We start from the raw sequence: 20,239 nt of genomic DNA on the forward strand, positions 1-20,239 counted from the left end.
TTAACCATGCCTGTCCGCACGTTAAAATGTCTGCCCAAATCAGGAAGGTACGCATATGACGCTGGTCATCGTCGATCCCGCCACGGTTGAACTGGAACATCTTGCAGCCGTCGATGTGAAATTCTCGGGGGCGCATATCGGCGGGGGGATATATTTCAGCGCCAACCACAACCCTGCCCCCGGAGGAGGCAGCAATGCCATCCCTCAGCGCAGCCTTGATGATCAGGTCGAACAGCACAAGACCAACGAATTCGAATTCACCCTGCGCGGCGGCACCGCCCCCTGGAACGACTATCGCGACGACACCGACGGCAATGGCACGCCCGATTTCGTCAAGGCCGGTTTCGATATCGGGTTGCAGGTGGGCCAACGGTTGGGATCGACCGGCCAGTTCTATGACGGCCCCGCCGCGCCGCTGCTGATCGCCAATGATCCGAACGATCTGGTGGGGACCGTCACGATCACCGGCTATCCTTCGGCGGATGTCTCGCTGAATGGTCAGGACGGGGTGCTGCATCAGACCAGCGGCGATCTGCTGCCGGGCGGCTATACCGAACAGATCGTCGGCGGCGATATCGGCGGCTTCTTCACCATCCTCGGCGCCGAGGCGGTCGGCGGCATGAGCGGATCGGGCAATTTTCTGGATTTCGATCCCGATGGCGACGGCCAGTCGGACACCTTTCTGATCGGCGCCGTGGCCCGCAGCGGGTCGCTGACGCAGCCGTCGGGCGAAACGCTGTCGCTGGTGCAATCGACCTCGTTTTCGCCGCATTATCAGGATCTGGCCCAGACCATTCAGGCGCTGTCCGGCGGCAATATCCGCGATGCCGATGATTTCCCGCGCATGACCATGCTGTCGGCGCAGACGCTTGGGGCCACGGCCACCACCGTTCAGGGCCAGTTCTTCCACGAGGATATCTATGGCAGCGTCAATGACGATACGCTGCTGGGTGGGGATGGCGACGATTACCTGTCGGGCGCAGGCGGTGACGATCTGCTGGAGGGCGGCACCGGCAACGACACGCTGCAGGGCGACAGCGGTCAGGACACCCTGACGGGCGGCACGGGTGCGGATGTGTTTCGCATCCAGACCGGGGGTCAGGCCACCATCACCGATTTCAGCGAAGCCGAGAGCGATGTCATCGACCTCAGCCCGCATTTCAAGACGCTGGACGATGTCATCGACGCCGCCACCGAATATGCGGATGGTTCGATGATGATCGCCCTGCCGTCAGAGGCCGGCGGTGGCAGCGTCATGTTGATGGACATGGGCATCGCCGATCTGACCGCCATCAACATCAACGTGGTCTGCTTCTGCGCGGGAACGATGATCCTGACACCGCAGGGGCCGCGCCCGATCCAGACGCTGCGTGTCGGCGATGCCGTCACCACCCGCGATGGGCCCAAGCCGTTGCGGGCGATCCACAGACGCATGCTGGGCGCGCAAGAGGTCGCGTTGCGCCCGAACCTCTGGCCGGTACGGATCGCGGCGGGCAGTCTGGGGTCGGGGGTGCCCGCGCAGGATCTGATCGTATCGCCCCAGCACCGCATTCTGATCGACAGCCCCATCGCCCGGCGCATGACGGGCGACGCGACGCTGATCCCGGCCAAGGCGTTGTTGGCAATTAGGGGCGTCCAGCAACCGCAGCCATGCGGCCCGGTGACCTATCTGCATCTGGTGTTCGATGGCCATCAGGTGGTCCAAGCCAACGGTTGCTGGTCCGAGAGCTTCTATCCCGGAAGGCAGGCGATGAACTGCCTGCCCGGCCCGTTGCAGCATGAATACGCGATGATCTTCCGGACCGACGAAAGCCGCCGCTCTGCGCATCGTCTGACCCAAGGCGCCAAGGCCGAACGGATGGTCGCCCGCCATATGGCCAACAACCGCGCGATGCAATCCCGCCTCTAAGGCCAGGATGCGAAGGTCGAACCCGGGTTCTGCGGACCAAGGTCGCGCCGCTGCCGGTTGGGGGAATGCCCTGTCATCCGCTTGTAGAAGCGGCTGAAATAGGCCGGGTCCGAGAAACCAAGGTTTTCGGCGATGTCGGCGATCTGCATGCTGGAATTCGTCAACAGCACATTCGCCTCTTGGATGATGCGGGCGTGGATCAGCGCCAACGGTGCCCGTTCTGTGGTCTTGCGCAGGATGGCGCTAAGGCGTTCGGGCGTGATCTGCAGCTCCTCGGCATAGCGGGCGATGGGCCATTGCGCGCGCAGGTTCTTTTCCACCATCTGCAGAAAGCGCGTTGCGATCATCCGGTCGGATGTCTGCGCCGATTGGTCCAGGGGTCGCGTCAGCCGCCAGATATCGATACAGAGTATCGCCGTCAGGTGACGCACGACATCCAGATGGCCGGGTTGTTCGGATTCGATTTCCGTGCGCAGTCGGTCAAGGCTGCGGTGAAAGCGGTCGGCGTCCTTCGGCTCCAACCGGGCGGATACGAAGGGCAGCACGACGATGGAACGCAGGCTGTCGGCCATCGGTCCGACCGCGATGGCCTGCGCCAGACCGACCTCGGACAGGGACAGGATCATCCCGCGGGTACCTGCCTGCATGGTGATCGCCGTGCCGGCGTCCGCGGGCAGCCAGATCATGCAGGGCGCCTCGAAGGGCACCGGCCCTGACGGCAGATGCACCATGCCCTGCCCTGCCCGCAAGGAAATCGCCCGATGCCGCCGGTCGCGGAACGACCGGGCGCCCGAGGTCAGCTGGCTCTGGATCGGCAGCACCGCGACGTCTGGCGATACGGCCGTGCCATTCAGTTCGGAGTTGTTGATCATGACCTCAAATCGTCCCAGTGCTGTGCCTGTCTCAGATCGACCCATGCGTCGCGAAACGAACCCGCGCTGACTGCGCAGGAATCGCATCACGACCATGCCGAATTGCCGATCGCCCCCAATGCCCCCCGTGCGACCGCCCGTCCGTTGTCGGGGAATCGCTATCCGAGATTACTAATATGTATGTACCAAATCAATCTAGCGCCCTTTGACGAGGGGAACGCTTAATAAAAAGGCAATCACGTCTGATATCACGCCGGGGCGGCGGTTGGCGATTGCCATTTCCGACAGGTTGCCCAGAACCTGTCGAAATGCAAAGGCTGTTGAAGATCACCATCGTCGAAAGCGATCCGGCGCGGGCGGCGCTGATCGAGGAAAGCCTGTCGCGGGCGGGCCAGTACCGGCTGAACACGGTGTCCGACATGACGCGGCTGACGGCATCGATCGTGGCGGACAACCCTGATATCGTATTGATAGATCTGGACAATCCCTCACGCGATGCGCTCGAGGCGCTGACGCTGGCCTCGGCACCGCTGGAGCGCCCCGTGGCGCTGTTCGTCGATCAGAGCGACGACAATCTGACCCGCATCGCCATCGAGGCCGGGGTGTCGGCCTATGTGGTGGACGGGCTGCGGGCCGACCGGTTGAAACCGATCATCGACGCCGCCGTCGCACGCTTCAACATGTTCCGCCGGATGCGGGTCGAACTGGCCGCCACCAAGCGCGCACTTGAGGAACGCAAGGTCATCGACCGCGCCAAGGGCATCCTGATGAAGGCACGCGGCATCGATGAAGAGCAGGCCTATGCCATGCTGCGCCGTGCCGCCATGGATCAGGGCCGCAAGGTCATCGACGTGGCCGAGGCGCTGGTCAGCACCGCGGGGCTGCTGTCATGACCACCACCCTTCCCGCGGGTTTCCTGCCGCTGATCGACGCCGCCCCGCTGATCGTCGCCGCTGAAATGGGCTTCGACCGGGCCGAGGGCATCGCACTGGACCTGCGCCGCGCCCATTCGTGGTCGGCGCTGCGTGACATGGTGCTGTTCGGCCAGGTCAGCGCCGCGCAGATGCTGTCGCCCATGCCGGTGGCCAGTGCGCTTGGGTTGGCGGGCGCGGGCGCGCCGCTTGCCGCCATTTCGGTTCTGTCGTGCAACGGCGAGGTGATCGGCGTCAACAACGCCATGGCCGCCCGGATGCGCGATGCGGGCCATGGATTTGCAATGGACGACCCCCATGCGGCAGGGCGCGCGCTGATCGCCGCCGCGCGGGGGCCGCTGCGGATCGCGGTGCCCTTCCCGTTCTCGATGCACGCCGAGTTGCTGTATCACTGGCTGACGGCGCTTGGGCTGCCGGCGCCCGCCTCGGTCGATATCCGCACGGTACCGCCCCCCTTGATGGCGGCGGGTCTGGCCGCGGGCGAACTGGACGCCTTTTGCGTGGGCGAGCCTTGGGGTTCGGTCGCGGTCGAGGAAGGCGTCGCATCGCTGCTGCTGCCCGGCAGTGCCATCTGGTCGGGCGCGCCCGAAAAGGTGCTGGGCGTGCGCGCCGATCTGGCCGATACGAACCCCGAACCCCTGCGCGCCACCATCCGCGCGCTGTGGCACGCCGGCCAATGGCTGTGCGATCCGCAAAGCCGTACGACCGCCTGCGCCCTGCTGTCGGGCAGCCGCTATCTGGATGTCCCCGCCGAGATCATCGATCGCGCCCTGTCGGGGCAGATGACCATCTCGGGTCGGGGCGAAGGCCGCCATGTGCCGCAATTCGTCGATTTCGGCTGTCCCGCCCCGCGCCCCGAACATGCCGCCTGGATCGGTGAGCGACTGGCCGCGCGACTTGGACTGGACAGGACAGGCGCACGCCAAAGCGCGATGACGACCTATCGCACGGCATTGCACGACGATGCCCTGCAGGCAATTCCCGGCTATTCCCCGCCCGTGATGCCCCCGGACCGTTTCTTTGATGGTCAAGAATTAGGCCGATTGCCGCAGGATTGATCCAATCTGGCGCAACCGAGCGCATCGGATGCATTTCCGGGACCAGCCGCGGGGAACGGTCTTGATGACGGCCCGCCAACGCGTCTTGATGGTTAACAGGCAGACAATGGCGTCCGCCTGACACCATTCCCAAAGTCCGGGTCTACCCGAGCAAAGCCGCTCGACCCTTCGTGCCACTGCACGAGGCTGGTCGTCGGCTATTTTTCGTTTGTCCGGACGCATCTGTCGTCCTCGGATCACCACAGGGACCTTCACCATGAAACGACTTGCAATCGGCCTTCTGGCATCGACCATCCTGGGCGGCCCCGCCATGGCCCAGATGCTGGACCTTGAAAAGGACGAGCTGACCCTCGGCTTCATCAAGCTGACCGACATGGCGCCCTTGGCCGTCGCCTATGAGAACGGCTATTTCCTGGACGAAGGGCTGTTCGTCACGCTGGAAGCGCAGGCCAACTGGAAGGTGCTGCTGGACGGTGTCATCGGCGGGCAGCTTGATGGGGCGCATATGCTGGCGGGACAGCCTCTGGCCGCTACCATCGGCTATGGCACCAAGGCCCATATCGTCACGCCGTTTTCCATGGATCTGAACGGCAACGGGATCACCGTCTCAAACGAGATCTGGTCGCAGATGAAGCCCAACATCCCCACCGATGCCGACGGCAGGCCGCAGCACCCGATCAGCGCATCGGCGCTGGCGCCGGTGGTCGACAGCCTGAAGGCGCAGGGCAAGCCCTTCAACATGGGCATGGTCTTCCCGGTCTCGACCCATAATTACGAACTGCGGTACTGGCTGGCGGCGGGCGGGCTGAACCCCGGCTTCTATTCGCCCGACGACACCTCGGGTCAGATCGGGGCGGACGTGATGCTGTCGGTCACTCCGCCGCCGCAGATGCCCGCCACCATGGAGGCCGGGACCATCGACGGCTATGCCGTGGGCGAGCCGTGGAACCAGCAGGCCGTCGTCAAGGGCATCGGCGTGCCGGTCATCACCGATTACGAGCTGTGGAAGAACAACCCCGAAAAGGTCTTCGGCATCACCGAGCAGTTCGCCCGCGACAATCCCAACACCACCATCGCGCTGACCAAGGCGCTGATCCGCGCCGCGATCTGGCTGGATCAGGACGACAACGCCAACCGCGAAGACGCCGTCAACATGCTGTCGCGCCCCGAATACGTGGGCGCCGATCGCGCTGTGATCGCGGCTTCGATGACGGGGACCTTCGAATACGAAAAGGGCGATATCCGCGACGTTCCGGACTTCAACGTCTTCTTTCGCCATGACGCGACCTATCCCTTCTATTCGGATGCGGTCTGGTATCTGACCCAGATGCGCCGTTGGGGGCAGATTGCCGAACCCAAGGACGACGCCTGGTTCGATGAAACCGCGCGGTCGGTCTATCGCCCTGACCTGTACCTGCAGGCCGCCCGCATGCTGGTGGACGAGGGTCTGGCGTCCGAAACCGATTTCCCGTGGGACAGCGACGGCTACAAGGCGCCGACCCCGGCGGGCGATATCATCGACGGCATTCCCTATGACGGCAAGGCGCCCAACGCCTATCTGGACAGCCTGCCGATCGGCCTGAAATCCGGCGATGCCGCAAACGGATGACCCCCACGGGCCGCCCCCCGGCCCGTTCCCCGAAAACGCCATACCGCCATTCCGGAGAGCGTCATGACCGCTGTCGATCCCATCACCGCAACCACCCCGCCGCGCGCATCCCGCCGCACGGTCTGGTTCACCCGCATCAACAAGGCCGATCCGTGGTTTTCGGTCCTGGGGCTGGGCTGGATCACCCCGATGATCAAGGCCGCCGCGGGGGACGACCCGCGTGGCCAGATGAAAGAGGTCTGGCGACTGCTGGGCGTGCCATTGCTGTCGATCGTGATCTTCCTGACGCTGTGGTCGGCACTGGCGCCGCGCGTCGTCACCTCGCTTGGGGCGATCCCCGGTCCCGTCGCCGTCTGGCAAGAGGCCCGCGGCCTGCACGAGGACGCCAGCCAGAAATGGGACAAGCAGGCGCGCTTTCAGGAACGTCTTGACCTGCGCAACCAGAAGCTGGTCGAGGCCGGTCGCGCCGCCGAGGTCAAGGATATCGCCTATACCGGGTCGCCAACCTATTACGGGCAGATATGGACCTCGATCCAGACAGTGTTCTTCGGGTTCCTGATAGCCTCGGCCATCGCCATCCCGCTTGGCATCGCGGCAGGCCTCTCGCCCACCGCCAATGCCGCGCTGAACCCGCTGATCCAGATCTTCAAGCCCGTGTCCCCGCTGGCGTGGCTGCCGATCGTGACCATGGTGGTCAGCGCGGTCTATGCCACCAATGACGGGCTGTTTTCCAAGTCGTTCCTGGTTTCCGCCATCACCGTGACGCTGTGTTCTCTTTGGCCGACGCTGATCAACACCGCGCTTGGCGTGGCATCCATCGACCGCGATCTGGTCAGCGTCAGCCGCGTGCTGAAGATGGGCACCTATGCCAAGATCACCAAGCTGGTGCTGCCATCCGCCCTGCCCTTGATCTTTACCGGGCTGCGCCTGTCACTGGGTGTGGGCTGGATGGTTCTGATCGCGGCGGAAATGCTGGCCCAGAACCCCGGCCTTGGCAAATTCGTATGGGACGAGTTCCAGAACGGATCATCGCAATCGCTGGCACGCATCATCGTGGCGGTGCTGACCATCGGCATCATCGGCTTCCTGCTGGACCGGGTGATGTTCGCGCTGCAGTCCTTCTTCACCTTCTCGGCGCAGCGGTGATCGACATGAGCATCCTGCAATTCCGCAATATCGGCAAGAGTCTGGGTCAGGGCGCCGAACGCCGCCAGATCCTGCATGACATCGATCTGGACGTGGCCGAGGGAGAGTTCGTAGCCATCCTGGGCTTCTCCGGCACCGGCAAATCCACCCTGATGAACTTGGTCGCCGGGCTGACCCTGCCCGACACCGGCAGCCTGACCTTCCGCGGCAAGCCCATCACCGGCCCCGGACCCGACCGCGGGCTGGTCTTCCAAAGCTACAGCCTGATGCCGTGGCTGACGGTGCGCGGCAACGTCATGCTGGCGGTCGATGCAGTGCACGGCAGGCTGACCCGCGCCGAACGGACCGCCAAGGCCGCTCACTATATCGCCATGGTCGGCCTGCCCCATGCGGCGCAGCGCTATCCATCGGAACTGTCGGGCGGGATGCGCCAGCGCGTCGCTGTCGCCCGCGCCTTGGCGATGGAGCCGGACCTGCTGTTGCTGGACGAACCGCTGTCGGCGCTGGATGCGCTGACCCGCGCCAATCTGGCCGATGAGATCCTGGATATATGGGAAGCCGACAAGAAGACCTGCATCCTGATCACCAATGACGTCAACGAAGCGATCCTGCTGGCCGACCGCATCATCGTGCTGAACCCCGATGGCACGCTGGCCGATCCGGTCCGGGTGAACATTCCCCGCCCCCGAAACCGCGATGCGATGAACCACAACGCGGGCTTCAAGCAGCTGCGCGCCAGGGTCACGCAATACCTGATGGATGTGGGCTTTGCCGCAAAGGCCCCCGAAACGCGCGGCCTGCCCGATGTCACGCCGCTGCACCAGATGATCCCGGCCGCCGTCCGCGAAGCGCGCGAAGGCATGCAGGACCGGCGCTTTCTGGAATTTTCGCAGCTGCACAAGGTCTATCCCACGCCCAAGGGCCCGCTGACGGTGGTCGAGGATTTCAACCTGCGCATCAATCAGGGCGAATTCATCAGCCTGATCGGCCATTCCGGCTGCGGGAAATCGACGGTGTTGACCATGGCCGCGGGGCTGAACGCCATCTCGAAGGGGGCGATCACGCTGGACGGGCAACACGTGCTGGGCGCCGATCCGGAACGCGCGGTGGTCTTCCAGTCGCCGAACCTGTTCCCCTGGCTGACGGCACGCGAAAACGTCGCCATCGGCGTGGACAAGGTCTATCCCCGCGCCAGCCAGGCCGAACGGCAGGATGTCGTCGACTATTATCTTGAACGGGTGGGTCTGGCCGATGCGATGGACCGGGGCGCGCAATCCATGTCGAACGGGATGAAGCAGCGCGTCGGCATCGCCCGCGCCTTTGCCCTGTCGCCCAAGCTGCTGCTGCTGGACGAACCCTTCGGCATGCTGGACAGCCTGACCCGTTGGGAACTGCAAGAGGTCCTGATGGAGGTCTGGTCGCGCACCAGGGTCACCGCGATCTGCGTCACCCATGACGTCAACGAGGCGATCCTGCTGGCCGACCGCGTCGTGATGATGACCAACGGCCCGCAGGCCACCATCGGTCGCATCACCGATGTGAACCTGCCCCGCCCACGCAGCCGCAAGGCGCTGCTGGCCCATCCGGATTACTATCACTATCGCCAAGAGGTTCTTGATTTCCTGACGGAATACGAACACGGCGCCAAACCCAAAACCATAGCTGCGGAGTAAGCCATGACCAGAAACCTGATCGTCATCGGGGCCGGTATGGCCTCGGGCCGGATACTGGAGCACCTGTTCCAGGATCAGCCCGGCGCATGGAACGTCACCCTGTTCAACGCCGAGCCGCGCGGCAATTATAACCGGCTGATGCTGTCGCCGGTGCTGTCGGGCGACAAGACCTATGCCCAGATCGTCACGCATGACGACGACTGGTATGCCGCGCATGGCGTCACCTGCCGCTTTGGCGAACGGGTTCTGCGCATCGACCGCGACCGCGCCGTGGTGGTGGGGGAAAAGGGCGAACTGCCCTATGATCGGCTGGTGATCGCGACGGGGTCAAACCCCTTCATGATCCCGCTGCCGGGTCACGATCTGCAGGGGGTCATCCCCTATCGGGATCTGGACGACACCGAACGGATGATGGAACTGGGCGCCCGCCCCGGATCGCGGGCCGTGGTGATCGGCGGCGGCCTGCTGGGGCTGGAAGCTGCGGCGGGCATGGCGGCGCGCGGCGTCGATGTCACCGTCGTTCACGTCATGGGCCACCTGATGGAACGTCAGCTGGACGAAGCCGCCGGATACCTGCTGAAGAAAGCGCTGGAGGCCAAGGGCATCACCGTCCTGACGCAGGCCAATTCGTCGCAAATTCTGGGCGCGGATGGCCATGTCACCGGCCTGCAGCTGGATGATGGCCGCGTGATCCCCTGCGATCTGCTGGTCATGGCCGTGGGCATCCGCCCCAATGTGGCCCTTGCGCGCGATGCGGGTCTGGCGGTCGGGCGTGGCATCCATGTTAACGACGCGATGGTCACCTCGGATGAACGGGTTCTGGCGCTTGGCGAATGTGTCGAACATCAGGGCGCCGTTTTCGGTCTGGTCGCCCCGCTTTACGATCAGGCCAGGGTCGCCGCCGATACGCTGGCCGACACCCCCGCCGCCTTTGCCCCCAAGGAGGTCGCCACCAAGTTGAAGGTCACCGGATGCGATCTGTTCAGCGCCGGCGATTTCGCCGATGCCGATGGCCGCGAGGACATCATCTTCCGCGACCCGGCACGCGGCATCTACAAGCGGCTGGTGCTTGAGGAAGGCCGCCTGATCGGTGCCGTCATGTATGGCGACACCGCCGATGGCGCGTGGTTCCACGGGCTGATCAAGGACCGCAGCGACGTGTCGCAGATGCGCGATACGCTGATCTTCGGTCCGGCTTTTCAGGGGGGTGCCCAATCGGACCCTATGGCAGCCGTTGCAGCCTTACCGGATGACGCAGAGATCTGCGGCTGCAACGGCATCTGCAAATCGACCATCGTCAACGCCATCAGGGGCGGCGCCGGAACCCTGTCCGAGGTCCGCGACCAGACCAAGGCCAGCGCGTCCTGCGGCAGCTGCACGGGACTTGTCGAACAGGTCATGGCGATGACCCTTGGCGACAGTTTTCAGGTCCAGACCGTCAAGCCGATGTGCGGCTGCACGGCTCTGACGCATATGGATGTCCGCCGCCTCATCAAGTCGCAGGAACTGAAATCCATGGCCGCCGTCATGCAGGAATGCGGGTGGGACACATCCTGCGGCTGCGCATCCTGCCGTCCGGCACTGAACTATTACCTGCTGTGCGACTGGCCGGGCGAGTATCAGGACGATGATCAAAGCCGCTTCGTCAACGAACGCATGCATTCCAACATCCAGAAGGACGGCACCTATTCGGTCGTGCCACGCATGTGGGGCGGCATCACCAATGCCCGCGAATTGCGCGCCATCGCCGATGCCGCCGACAAATACGATGTCCAGACCGTCAAGGTGACGGGCGGTCAGCGCATCGACCTGCTGGGCGTCAAGAAACAGGACCTGCCCGACATCTGGGCCGATCTGAACGCCGCCGGCATGGTCAGCGGCCAAGCCTATGCCAAGGGCTTACGGACAGTGAAGACCTGCGTGGGGACCGACCACTGCCGCTTTGGCACGCAGGACAGCACCGGCCTTGGCATCCGCATGGAAAAGGCGCTGTGGGGGTCCTGGACGCCCGCCAAGGTCAAGATGGCGGTCTCGGGCTGTCCGCGCAACTGTGCCGAAAGCACCTGCAAGGATGTGGGCGTGATCTGCGTCGATTCCGGCTATGTCATCCATATCGGCGGGGCGGCGGGGCTGCATATTCAGGGCACCGTGGTGATGTGCACCGTCAGGACCGAGGACGAGGTGATGGAATACACCGCCGCCACCGTCCAGCTGTACCGCGAGGAAGCCGCTTATCTTCAGCGCATGTACAAATGGCTGGACGCGGTGGGGCTGGATCACATCGTCGAACGCGTGGTGACGGATGCCGACAGCCGCAAGGCGCTGGCCGACCGCTTCTACTATGCCCAGCAGTTCATGCAGCAGGACCCTTGGGCCGAACGCACCAAGCCCCGCTATCGCGAGCTGTATTCCCCCCTTGCCGACCTGACACTGGAGGCTGCGGAATGACCGACTGGACCGATATCGGCGCCTTGGACGCCATTCCCGAACGCGGGGCGCGCGTGGTGCGCACCCATCTGGGCTGCGTCGCGATCTTCCGCACCGTGGACGATCAGGTCTTTGCCATCGACGACAGTTGCCCCCACAAGGGCGGCCCCCTGTCCGAGGGCATCGTGCACGGACGCTCGGTCACCTGCCCGCTGCACGGGATGGTGCTGCGGCTGGACACCGGTCTGGCGCAGGGTGCCGACACGGGATCGGTGGCCACCTATCCCGTCCGGGTCGAGGGAGGACGCATCCTGCTGGACACCCAAAGGTTGCGTCGGGGGCAGGTCGCATGAGGGACGAACTTGCCCCCGAGGTCCGCACCACCTGCGCCTATTGCGGTGTGGGCTGCGGGATCCTTGCGCGCCCCGACGGCATGGGCGGGGCCGAGGTGCGCGGCGACCCCGACCATCCCGCGAATTTTGGCAGGCTGTGTTCCAAGGGGACCGCCCTTGGCCAGACCCTGTCGCTGGACGACCGCCTGCTGGCCCCGCGCATTCACGGCAAGGACAGCGATTGGGACAGCGCGCTGGACCTAGTGGCCGACCGCTTTTCGCAGGCCATCGCCACGCATGGACCGGATTCGGTCGCCTTCTATGTCTCGGGGCAGTTGCTGACCGAGGACTACTATGTCGCCAACAAGCTGATGAAAGGCTTCATCGGGTCTGCAAACATCGACACGAATTCCCGGCTGTGCATGGCCTCGACCGTCGCAGGGCACAAACGTGCCTTCGGTTCGGACACGGTCCCCGGCACCTATGAGGATCTGGATCAGGCCGATCTTGCCGTGCTGGTCGGCAGCAATCTGGCATGGTGCCATCCGGTGCTGTACCAGCGTCTGGCCGCCGCCAAGGAAGCGCGCCCCGATATGCGCGTCGTCGTCATCGACCCGCGCCGCACCGCCACCTGTGATCTGGCCGACATGCATCTGGCGCTGCAACCGGGCAGCGACGTGGCGCTGTTCAACCATCTACTGGCGGCCATCGACCGTGCGGGTGCGCTGGATGGCGATTTTCTGACCCATGTTACGGGGCTGCAGGACACGCTGGATGCGGCGCATGCGCAGGACAGCACCGTCACCGGACTGTCGGCGCAGCAGCTGTCGGATTTCTGCGACCTGTGGGTTTCGACGCCGAAGGTGGTGACGGTCTTCAGCCAAGGGGTGAACCAGTCGTCATCGGGGACCGACAAGGTCAATGCCATCATCAACTGCCATCTTGCCACGGGCCGGATCGGCAGGCCGGGGGCGGGTCCGTTCTCGGTCACGGGCCAGCCCAATGCGATGGGCGGGCGCGAGGTCGGCGGGCTGTCGAACGCGCTGGCCTGCCATCTTGATCTGGAAAACCCCGATCACCGCGACAGTGTCCGCACCTTCTGGAACGCGCCGACCATGGCCGAACGCCCCGGTCTTAAAGCGGTCGACATGTTCCGCCAGGTCCGCGAAGGCCGCATCAAGGCGCTGTGGATCATCTGCACCAACCCCGCCGTCAGCATGCCCGATGCCGACATGGTCCGCGACGCCATCGCGGGCTGCGATTTCACCGTCGTCAGCGACCTGAGCGCTAATACCGATACCGCACGGCTGGCGCATGTGTTGCTGCCCGCCACGGGTTGGGGCGAAAAAGAGGGCACGGTCACGAACTCGGACCGGACGATCAGCCGCCAGCGCGCCTTTCTGCCCCCGCCCGGTCAGGCACGCCCCGATTGGGACATCATCTGCCGGATCGGGCAACGCATGGGTTGGCAAGAGGCCTTTGACTTCGACAGCGCGGCGCAGGTATTCGACGAACACGCACGGCTGTCAAAGGTCGCGGTCGGCCACGGGTCGGATTTCGACATCACGGGGCTGATCGGCATCGGGACAGGCTATGACACGCTGGCGCCGACACGTTGGCCGGTCGATCTGCAGCGCAGCCGCGAACGAATGTTTGCCGACGGCCAATTCCAGACGCCCGATGGCAAGGCGCGGATGATCCCCGTGACCGAGCGCCCACCGGCGCAGGCCACCGATGATGCGCGACCCTTCCGTTTGAACACCGGACGCATCCGCGATCAGTGGCACAGCATGACCCGCACCGCCAAGGCGCCGCGCCTGAACCAGCATCTGGCCGAGCCTTTCCTTGAAATGAACCCGCATGATGCTGCCGAACACAGCATCGCGCCCGCGTCGCTTATCCACGTCAGCGCCTCCACCGGCAGTTGCGTACTGCGTGCCCTGATCACGGAACGCCTGCCGCGCGGGCAGGTCTTCGCCCCGATTCATTGGAGCGCCGAGACCGCCCCCCTTGGACGTGTCGCGGCACTTGTGCCCTCGGTCGTCGATCCGATCTCGGGCCAACCCGAAAGCAAGGGCGCGGCGGTGGCGATTGCGCCCTGGCCCGCCCGGTGGTTCGGGTTTGCCGTCAGCACCGGTGCGATCACCCCAGATTGCCGATACTGGGCGCGCAGCCGCGTCACCCATGGCTGGCGGGCCGAGCTGGCATGCATCGCCCCGCCGCGCTGCCCCGAAACTTTCGCCCGCCGCATCCTGTCCCTGCCCGACGCGCCCTGCCAGACCTTCACCGACAGCGCCACGGGCATCACGCGCATCGCTTTCGTTGCAGACGGCATGCTGCTGGCGGCCCTGTTCACCGCCCCCCATCCGGTCGTAGTGTCGAGAACCCACCTTGCCGCGCAACTGGGCCGGCCAAGTCCCGTCCCCCTTTCGGGTCGTCCGGCCAAGGACATGCCCGACCCCGGCCCGATCATCTGCGCGTGCCTTGGCGTCGGGCGAAACACGATCACCGAGGCGATCCGAAGCGGCAAGGCAGACAGCGTTCCCCTGATCGGCACCTGCACCGGAGCGGGCACCAACTGCGGCGCCTGCCGCCCCGACCTGGCAGCCATTCTGGCAAGCACCTTTGCGCCGACATGATACGGGAAGTGAAGGCGTCTGCCGACGACGAAAAGCGTCCAGAAAACGGCAGACGAAAGTCGGCGGCGCGCGCGAACTTACTTAACAAAAACAGGGTAATGGCGGAGACGAAGGGATTCGAACCCTCGAGACCCTTTCGGGCCTGCGCCCTTAGCAGGGGCGTGCCTTCGACCACTCGGCCACATCTCCGCTGATCCGTATATGGATGTCGTCAGGGGGTGACAAGGGCATTTTTGGCATAATCTCAATCTCTTTCGTCTGATTTTCCAATGCTCATGCCGCAGCGCGTCGTCGGGTCAGTCGCGGCGCGTTACGGCGACCGATTTCACGATGGCAAAGACGGGCCGCCCGGGGTTCAGCGCCAGCGCGGTGGCGGATCTGGCGGTGACCCGGGCCAGCAGATGGTCCTGACCGACCGACAGCTGCACCAGAACATCAGGCCCCGTTCCCGGCATTACGGTTCGCACCGTGGCTGGCAGGACGTTCAGCGCCGAGATGCCCTGCGGCGCGGTCAGCGACAGCATCACGTCCTGCGCATGGATGCGCAGCCGCAGCAGATGGCCGGGCGCGGCCGAGACCTGCGGCACCAGCAGCTGCCCCAAAGGGGTCGAGAGCCGCGTCAGCCCGTCGTCGTCATGCGCCTCGACCCGCGCGGAGAGGACCGAGCCCGCCTGTTCCGCCCCCAGGTGCCCGGCGGTTTCGGGGTCCGACATCAGCTGCCCCAACGGCCCCGCACGCATCACCTTGCCATCCTGCAGGATGACCAGCGTGGTGGCCAGACGGGCGACTTCGGACATGGCATGGCTGACATAAAGGATCGGGATGCGGGTTTGGTCACGCAAACGCTCCAGATAGGGCAGGATCTCGGATTTGCGCGCGTCGTCCAGTGCCGCCAGCGGTTCATCCATCAGCAGCATCCGCGGACGCGACAGCAGCGCGCGACCGATGGCGACGCGTTGTTTTTCGCCCCCCGACAGCGCGCCGGGGCGTCGATCCAGCAGATCGCCGATCCCCAGCAGCGCCACGACATCATCAAAAATGATCCGATCGGCATGACGTGCGAACCAGCGCCCGTACAGCAGGTTCTGCCTGACGCTAAGGTGCGGGAAAAGGCGGCTGTCCTGAAAGACATAGCCCAATCCGCGCCGGTGCGGTGGCAGAAAGCGGCCCGTTTCGCTGTTCGCCAGATCGCGCCCGTCCAGCGTGATCCGCCCGGCATCGGGTCGCAAAAGCCCTGCGACGGCGTTGATAACCGATGTTTTGCCCGACCCCGACCTGCCGAACAAAGCCGTCACGCCAGCCTGCGCCTGAAAATCGACATCCAGCGTAAACCCCGCGAAACGGTGTCGAAGCGCGACCGAGAGGGTCATGTCCCTGCGATCCTTTTGGCGATGGCCCGCGACACCCATTCAGACAGCAGCAGTGCGATCATGGCGATGGCGACGGCGATGGCCACAAGACGCAGGGCCGAAGCCTCGCCCCCCGGGACCTGAAGAAAGGAATAGATGGCCGAGGGCAGGGTCTGGGTCTGGCCGGGGATGTTGCTGACGAAGGTGATGGTGGCGCCGAATTCGCCCATCGCCTTGGCGAAGGCCAGAATGGCGCCCGCGATAATGCCGGGCAAGATCAGCGGCAACGTCACGGTCAGGAACACCCAGACGCGATTGGCACCAAGTGTGCCCGCCACTTGCTCCAGCCGGGGATCGACGGCTTCGATCGCCAAGCGGATGGCGCGGACCATCAGCGGAAAGGCCATGATCGCCGCGGCCAGCGCCGCCCCCGTCCAGCGAAACGCCAGCACGATGCCGCAACAATCGTCCAGAAATCCGCCGATCGGACCGCGCCTTCCGAAGCCAGCCAGCAGCAGGTATCCCGTGACCACGGGCGGCAGGATCAGCGGCAGATGCACCAGCCCGTTCAACAGTTGTTTGCCCCAGAACTGGCCACGCGCCAGCAGATAGGCGACCATGATCCCGAACGGCAGGCTGAGCATGGTGGCCCAAAGCGACACCTTCAGCGACAGCGCCACGGCCTGCCATTCCTGCGGTGTCAGACCGAAGGTCTCATTCATCCCGGTCGATCAGGGTAAAGCCCTGACCCGCAAAGACCTGCCCCGCATCGCGGCCCATCAGATAATCCAAAAATCCCTGCGCCTGCGGATGGCGGCTGTCCGCCACAAGCGCTGCGGGATAGGTGATAGGGTCGTGGCTGTCGTCGGGGAAATGTCCGATGACGGCGACCTCCGGCTCGGCTGCGGCATCGGTGGCATAGACCACGCCAAGGGGCGCCTCCTGACTGGCAACCAACGCCAGGGCAGCGCGGACGTTGTCCGCCTGTGCGACATTGCCCGAAACGCCCTCCCACAGTCCCAGCGACGAAAGCGCCTGCTTGCCATAGACGCCCGCCGGCACGGAATCGACCAGCGCCATCGCCAGCTTGCCCTGCCCCAGCAGCCCCGGCAGATCAAAGCCCGGACCCAGATCGACCGGTTGATCCCCCTGCCCGCCGATCAGCACCAGATCGTTGCCCAGCAGATCGATACGGCTGTCGGGTGCGATCAGGTCCTGATCCTGCAGCAGATCCATCCAGTCCACCGCTGCCGAGATAAAGATATCCGCCGGTGCCCCCTGCTGGATCTGCTTGGCCAGCGCCGAACTGCCGGCATAGGATACGACCACCTGATCCTGCGCGGTCGCGTTCCACTCGTCGGCGATCCGGTCCAGCGCGGTCTTGAGGCTGGCTGCCGCGAAGACGGTGATCTGTTCGGCATGAAGCGGCGCGGCAAACGCCAAGGCCATGACGACCCCGACGGTCAGTTTCGTGGTAAGGGGCATCGGCAATCCTTCGGGCGTTATGTTCCGGTGACTATAACACTCGATGACGCGCCGGGTTGCAACGCCTTCCCGTCCGGAACCGGCGTTCACGCAACCGTGTTGAGGTCATGGCATCCTGACCTTTTCTGACGCCCATGGCGGTCGAAATCAGTGGGTGTCGAATGATTGCGTTACATATCCATGAGGTTTAACAGGCCCGCAGGTTCGGCATGCAACGGTACATCATCGCGGCGTGATCCGGACCTTTTCTGATTTTCATGAATCGCATCCGGCACCCCTCCTCCTCTTTTCGTGCCCGATGCCGATATGGACAAAAAAGGAAGATCATCATGATGATCTCATTCATGTCCTGCATCCTTGGATTGCTTGGTTTGGCGCTGGCCGTTGGCGGCACGAAACTGGCAATGCTGGGAGGCAGTCTTTACTATGTCATCACGGGGGTCGCGCTGCTGGTCACCGCCCTGCTGATGTTCCGTCGCAAGGCGGCCGCGCTGTGGCTCTATGCGGCCATCGTCGTGGGAACCCTGGCCTGGGCGGTCTGGGAAGTCGGCTTCGACTGGTGGCAGCTGGCCCCGCGTGGCGGCATCCTTGTGTTGATCGCGCTGATCCTGTGCCTGCCGGTCTTCCGCCGCGGCCTGGGCGAACGCTCCGAGGTCGGTGCGCCCCGCGCGGCATCGGTCCTGCCGGTGGCCGCCGCATCCGTCGTGTCGATCCTGGTTGCGGGTTATTCGCTGTTCCAGGAACCCAGCCGCATCATCGGCGAACTGCCGACGGAAAAGCTGACCACCGAAGCCAATACCGGCAACCCCATGGAAGACGGCGAATGGCATCAGTACGGTCGCAGCAACTATGGCCAACGCTGGTCGCCGCTGGAACAGATCACGCCCACCAATGTGGCCGATCTGGAACCCGCGTGGGAATACCAGACGGGCGACGTCAAGCGCCCAGACGACGTGGGCGAGACCACCTATCAGGTCACCCCGCTGAAGGTCGGCGAAAGCCTCTATGTCTGCACGCCGCATAACATCGCCATCTCGATCGATGCTAAGACCGGCAAGGAAAACTGGCGCTTCGACGCGAATTCGGGGATGAACCCGGATCGCCAGCACCAGACCTGCCGCGGTGTCACCTATTGGCAATCCCCCGAAGTCACGCCCGCAGCCGCCACCCCGACGGCGCAGGACGATCCGGCAACCGAAGATCAGGCCCCGGCTGATCAGCCGCAGGACGACCAGCCGCAGGACGACACTGCGCAGCGTGCGGCGATTGCAGCCGAATGCCCGCGTCGCGTCTATCTGCCCACGGCGGATGCGCGGCTGATCGCGCTGAATGCCGATACCGGCGAGGTCTGTTCGTCCTTTGCCGATGACGGCACGCTGCATCTGGAACAAGGGATGGAGTACAACCCCGAGGGCTACTATTACTCGACCTCGCCCCCGGTTGCGGTCGATGGCAAGCTGATCATCGGTGGCGCCGTCAACGACAACTTCTCGACCAAATCGCAGTCGGGCGTCATCCGCGCCTTCGACATCGATACGGGCGAACTGCTGTGGAACTGGGACAGCGGCAATCCCGAAGACACCACCCCCATCGATATCGAAGGTGGCGAGCGCTATACGACCAATTCGCCCAACAGCTGGTCGGTGTTTTCCGCCGATGAGGAGCTGGGCCTTGTCTATATCCCCACCGGCAACCAGGTGCCCGACCAGCTGGGCATGAACCGCACCCCGGAAGTCGAGGCGCGTTCCTCGGCCATCGTGGCGCTGGACATCGGCACCGGTCAGGAACAGTGGATCCGCCAGACCGTGCATCACGACCTGTGGGACATGGACGTGCCCGCGCAGCCGGTGCTGATCGACCTGACGCGCGACGGCCAGACCGTTCCCGCGCTTGTCGGCCCCACCAAGCAGGGCGACATCTGGATTCTGGATCGCCGCACCGGCGAACCGCTGAGCCCGCGCGACGAACTGCCTGCCGCACCCAGCAAGATCCCGGGCGAGAATGCCGCCCCCACGCAGCCTATCTCGGCGTTGACCTTCCGCCCCGACCGCCTGACGGGTGCGAACATGTGGGGTGGCACGATGATCGACCAGATGATGTGCCGCATCCAGTTCCAGGGTCTGGACTACGAAGGGCAGTACACGCCGCCTTCGTTGAACGGGACAATCGTCTATCCGGGCAACTTCGGGACGTTCAACTGGGGTTCGGTCGCCGTCGATCCGGAACGTCAGGTGATGTTCGGCATGCCGACCTATCTGCCCTTTACCTCGCGGCTGGTTCCGGCCAGCGAAATCCCCCCGAAGGGAGCGGATGAAAAGGCCAGCGAACAGGGTTTGAACCGCAACGAGGGTGCCGATTACGGCGTCTTCATGGGTCCCTTCCTCAGCCCGCTTGGCGTGCCTTGCACCGCGCCGCCCTGGGGCTTTGTCGCCGGTGCCGATCTGAACAGCGAAAGCGTCGTCTGGAAGCACAAGAACGGCACGATCCGCGACATGACGCCCCTGCCCCTCAAGGTTAAGTTGGGCGTGCCTGGCATCGGTGGTCCGATGATCACCCGTGGCGGCGTCGCCTTCCTTGGCGCGGCGGTGGACGATTATCTGCGTGCCTATGACCTGACGACCGGCGATCAGCTGTGGGAAACCCGCCTGCCCGCTGGCGGTCAGTCCACGCCGATGACCTATGAACAGGATGGCGAACAATATGTCGTCATCGTGGCCGGTGGTCACGGTTCGGTCGGCACCAAGCCGGGCGATTACATCATGGCCTACAAGCTGCCCTGATTGCCCCGCACTGAGAACCTGAAATGCC

14 protein-coding genes and 1 tRNA gene are annotated in these 20,239 nt (G+C 64.5%); 10 read left to right on the top strand and 5 right to left on the bottom strand.

Annotated elements, in window-relative coordinates:
• Positions 1-55 precede the first annotated feature (55 nt).
• On the top strand, positions 56-1,909 hold the full coding sequence (locus SJY40_RS06675) for a Hint domain-containing protein (RefSeq protein ID WP_378944111.1): 1,854 nt from the start codon (positions 56-58) through the stop codon (positions 1,907-1,909).
• Here the strand turns inward: SJY40_RS06675 and SJY40_RS06680 are convergent.
• The gene (locus tag SJY40_RS06680; protein ID WP_378944114.1) at positions 1,906-2,781 is read right to left on the bottom strand and encodes a helix-turn-helix domain-containing protein; all 876 of its coding nucleotides are present in this window, start codon (positions 2,779-2,781) and stop codon (positions 1,906-1,908) included. The two genes, SJY40_RS06675 and SJY40_RS06680, sit on opposite strands and share 4 nt — an antisense overlap.
• Before the next feature lie 308 nt (positions 2,782-3,089).
• Here SJY40_RS06680 and SJY40_RS06685 point away from each other — a divergent pair, with 308 nt between their 5' ends.
• The 8 genes from SJY40_RS06685 to SJY40_RS06720 all read left to right on the top strand — a co-directional run bounded on the left by SJY40_RS06685 (position 3,090) and on the right by SJY40_RS06720 (position 14,597).
• Positions 3,090-3,674 (top strand): ANTAR domain-containing response regulator, encoded by a 585-nt coding sequence (locus tag SJY40_RS06685; RefSeq protein ID WP_378944116.1) that lies wholly within the window; start codon positions 3,090-3,092, stop codon positions 3,672-3,674.
• Positions 3,671-4,771: a CmpA/NrtA family ABC transporter substrate-binding protein gene (locus SJY40_RS06690; RefSeq protein WP_378944119.1), complete on the top strand. Its 1,101-nt coding sequence runs from the start codon at positions 3,671-3,673 to the stop codon at positions 4,769-4,771. Before SJY40_RS06685 ends, SJY40_RS06690 begins: the two co-directional genes overlap by 4 nt.
• Positions 4,772-5,027: 256 nt before the next feature.
• Entirely contained in the window at positions 5,028-6,380 is a 1,353-nt protein-coding gene (locus SJY40_RS06695; protein ID WP_378944122.1) for a CmpA/NrtA family ABC transporter substrate-binding protein, read from the top strand.
• 63 nt (positions 6,381-6,443) lie between these two features.
• Positions 6,444-7,526 carry an ABC transporter permease gene (locus tag SJY40_RS06700; protein ID WP_378944125.1) on the top strand — a complete coding sequence of 361 codons (1,083 nt, stop codon included), beginning with the start codon at positions 6,444-6,446 and terminating at the stop codon, positions 7,524-7,526.
• A gap of 5 nt (positions 7,527-7,531) precedes the next feature.
• Positions 7,532-9,199 (top strand): ABC transporter ATP-binding protein, encoded by a 1,668-nt coding sequence (locus SJY40_RS06705; protein WP_378944127.1) that lies wholly within the window; start codon positions 7,532-7,534, stop codon positions 9,197-9,199.
• Between the two features lie 3 nt (positions 9,200-9,202).
• A complete protein-coding gene (gene nirB, locus SJY40_RS06710; protein WP_378944130.1) occupies positions 9,203-11,647 on the top strand; it encodes a nitrite reductase large subunit NirB in 2,445 nt (814 codons plus the stop codon).
• Complete coding sequence (nirD, locus tag SJY40_RS06715; protein ID WP_378944132.1) at positions 11,644-11,979, top strand: nitrite reductase small subunit NirD; 336 nt, start codon at positions 11,644-11,646, stop codon at positions 11,977-11,979. Before nirB ends, nirD begins: the two co-directional genes overlap by 4 nt.
• The gene (locus SJY40_RS06720; protein ID WP_378944135.1) at positions 11,976-14,597 is read left to right on the top strand and encodes a molybdopterin-dependent oxidoreductase; all 2,622 of its coding nucleotides are present in this window, start codon (positions 11,976-11,978) and stop codon (positions 14,595-14,597) included. The genes nirD and SJY40_RS06720 overlap by 4 nt, the downstream gene beginning before the upstream one ends.
• Before the next feature lie 99 nt (positions 14,598-14,696).
• Here SJY40_RS06720 and SJY40_RS06725 read toward each other — a convergent pair.
• The 4 genes from SJY40_RS06725 to modA form a co-directional block, all read right to left on the bottom strand.
• A tRNA-Ser gene (locus tag SJY40_RS06725) sits at positions 14,697-14,786 on the bottom strand.
• Positions 14,787-14,893: 107 nt separating this feature from the next.
• Positions 14,894-15,967, bottom strand: a complete 1,074-nt coding sequence (gene modC / locus SJY40_RS06730) for a molybdenum ABC transporter ATP-binding protein (RefSeq protein ID WP_378944137.1) — start codon at positions 15,965-15,967, stop codon at positions 14,894-14,896.
• Positions 15,964-16,668, bottom strand: a complete 705-nt coding sequence (gene modB, locus SJY40_RS06735) for a molybdate ABC transporter permease subunit (RefSeq protein WP_378944140.1) — start codon at positions 16,666-16,668, stop codon at positions 15,964-15,966. The genes modC and modB overlap by 4 nt, the downstream gene beginning before the upstream one ends.
• The gene (modA, locus tag SJY40_RS06740; protein WP_378944143.1) at positions 16,661-17,431 is read right to left on the bottom strand and encodes a molybdate ABC transporter substrate-binding protein; all 771 of its coding nucleotides are present in this window, start codon (positions 17,429-17,431) and stop codon (positions 16,661-16,663) included. The genes modB and modA overlap by 8 nt, the downstream gene beginning before the upstream one ends.
• Before the next feature lie 329 nt (positions 17,432-17,760).
• On the opposite strand from modA, the gene SJY40_RS06745 reads away from it, so the two are divergent.
• Positions 17,761-20,211: a glucose/quinate/shikimate family membrane-bound PQQ-dependent dehydrogenase gene (locus SJY40_RS06745; protein WP_378944146.1), complete on the top strand. Its 2,451-nt coding sequence runs from the start codon at positions 17,761-17,763 to the stop codon at positions 20,209-20,211.
• Positions 20,212-20,239 lie beyond the last annotated feature (28 nt).

Source organism: Paracoccus sp. R86501, from assembly GCF_042466435.1.
Classification (GTDB): Bacteria; Pseudomonadota; Alphaproteobacteria; order Rhodobacterales; family Rhodobacteraceae; genus Paracoccus.